This window comes from Thauera sp. 27, from assembly GCF_000310125.2.
Lineage (GTDB): Bacteria > Pseudomonadota > Gammaproteobacteria > Burkholderiales > Rhodocyclaceae > Thauera > Thauera mechernichensis.
The window spans coordinates 1-2,238 of sequence record NZ_AMXB01000087.1 but is presented as its reverse complement, the minus strand read 5'-3'; the positions used below and the strand labels follow the sequence as shown (position 1 = coordinate 2,238).

Annotated in this window: 1 protein-coding gene; it reads left to right on the top strand. The window is 73.4% G+C overall.

Annotated elements, in window-relative coordinates:
• The coding region (locus B447_RS21450; RefSeq protein WP_004249146.1) for a 3'-5' exonuclease at positions 1-2,112 on the top strand (2,112 nt) is incomplete at its 5' end.
• Positions 2,113-2,238 lie beyond the last annotated feature (126 nt).

Genomic DNA, 2,238 nt, shown 5'->3' with positions numbered 1-2,238 from the left:
CGCCTGATCGCAGCTGGTGCGGCCGGGCGCATCCGCATCGGCGAGCGCCCGCTCGCGCCAGCCGACATCGCCGTGCTGGTGCGCAGCCACAGCCAGGGCGCGCGCATGCGCCAGGCGCTGGCGGCGGTGGGCGTGGGCAGCGTCGAGCTGTCGCAGGCCAGCGTGTTCCACACCGAGGACGCGGAGGAACTCGAGCGCGTGCTGCTGGCGATCGCCGAGCCCGGGCGTGAACGCCGCGTGCTCGCCGCGCTCGCCACCTCGGCGATGGGGCATGACGCGGCCGCGCTCGCCCGCCTGGCGGCCGACGAGGCGGCGCTGCTCGCTCGCCTTGAGGCGTTTGCGCGCTGGCGCGAACTGTGGCTGGCGCGTGGCTTCGGCGTCATGCTGCGGCAGTGGATGAGCGATGCCGGTGTCGCCGCCCGCCTGCTCGCGCGCGCCGACGGCGAGCGCCGCCTCACCAACCTGATGCACCTGGCCGAGCTGCTGCAGCAATCCGCCGGCCAGGCCTCGCCGGAGGTGCTGTTGCGCAGTCTCGCCAGCCGCCGTGCCGATGCGCGCGGCGGCGAGGCCGCCCAGCTGCGCCTGGAGTCGGACCGCAACCTGGTACAGATCGTCACCGTGCATCGCGCCAAGGGCCTGGAGTACGGCATCGTGTTCTGTCCTTTCCTGTTCGACGGCTACAGCCGCAACGGCAGCGAAGGGCCGATGCGCGCCTGGCATGACGACGACGGCGAACTGGTGCTCGACTACCGCGCCGACCCCGCCGATGCCAAGGAGATCGCCACCCGCCTGCGCCGCGAGCGCCAGGCCGAGGACCTGCGCCTGATCTACGTCGCGCTCACCCGTGCCGTGCAGCGCTGCTACCTGGTGGTGGGCAGCTATGCGACCTCGAGTTTTGGCCGCATCAGTCACGGCGAAGGCGGGCGCAGTCTGCTCAACTGGATGGTGGCCGGCGTCGGCATGAGCCCGGCGCAGTGGGACGCCCACAAGCGGAGCCCGGCCGACATCGACGCGCAGTGGCGCGCGCTGGTGGCCGCGGCGAAACACGAAGGCAGGCCGGTGATGCGCCTGGACGATCTGCCCAGCGGCGAGGCCGGGGCGCTCGCCATGCAGTCCGGCGCCACCCAGCGTCCGCGCGCCCAGCGTCCGCCGCAGGTGGGCGCGGGCTGGCGCATCGGCAGCTTCAGCGCGCTGATCTCGGGTGCGGTACATGAGCAGGCAGCGCGCGACCACGACGCCCGCGCGCTGCCTGCGTCCGCACCGGAGGTGGCGGCGGGGAGCGAGGTGGCGCCCGGCCAGCCCATCCCCGCCGACGACATCCTGCGCTTCCCGCGTGGCCCGGTGGCAGGCGACTGCCTGCACGCGGTGTTCGAGGCCATCGATTTCTGCGACCCGAGCGGCTGGGAGGCGGCCATCGCCGCCGCGCTGCAGGCGCACCCGCAGCGCCCGCCCGCCACCTTGGGCGAGCGCGAGCGTGCGCTCGAGACCGTGCGCCAGCCGCAGCGCCTGCGGCGCATGCTCGACGACGTGCTTGCCACGCCGCTGCTGGGGGCGACGGCGGGCGCAGGCGCTGCGCTGCGCCTGGATGGGGTCACTGCCGCCCGCCGCCGCGTCGAGCTCGGCTTCCACCTGCCTGCGCCTGTGCTCGGCGCGGCGCAGCTCAACGCCTGGCTGGCCGCGCGCGGCTACCGTGTGCCACGGCTGGACTTCAAGGACCTCGCCGGCTACCTCAAGGGCTACATTGACCTCGTGTTCGAACACGACGGCCGCTACTGGGTGCTCGACTGGAAGTCCAACCATCTCGGCGACACGCCGCAGGACTACGCGCCCGCACGCCTGGAGGCCGCGATGCAGGCCCATGGCTACCACCTGCAGCACCTGCTCTACACCCTGGCGTTGCACCGCCACCTGCAGCGCAGCCTGCCTGGCTACGACTATGCGCACCATTTCGGCGGCGTGCTCTATCTGTTCGTACGCGGCGTGCGTCCGCACTGGCAGCTCGACGGCCAGCCCTGCGGCGTATTCCACCACCGTGCGGCAGAGGCCGACATCCTCGCCCTCGACCGCCTCGTCGCCGCGGCGCCCACCCCATCCGAGGTGATCGAGGCATGACAACGACGGCATCCACTGCGCTCCGCTTCGACAGCCTGCCGCCGGCCGAGCTCGACCTCGCCGACGGCTTCGCCCGCCACCTGCTCGACTGGGCCGCCAGCCTCGGCGCGCCGGCGGCGAGCCGGG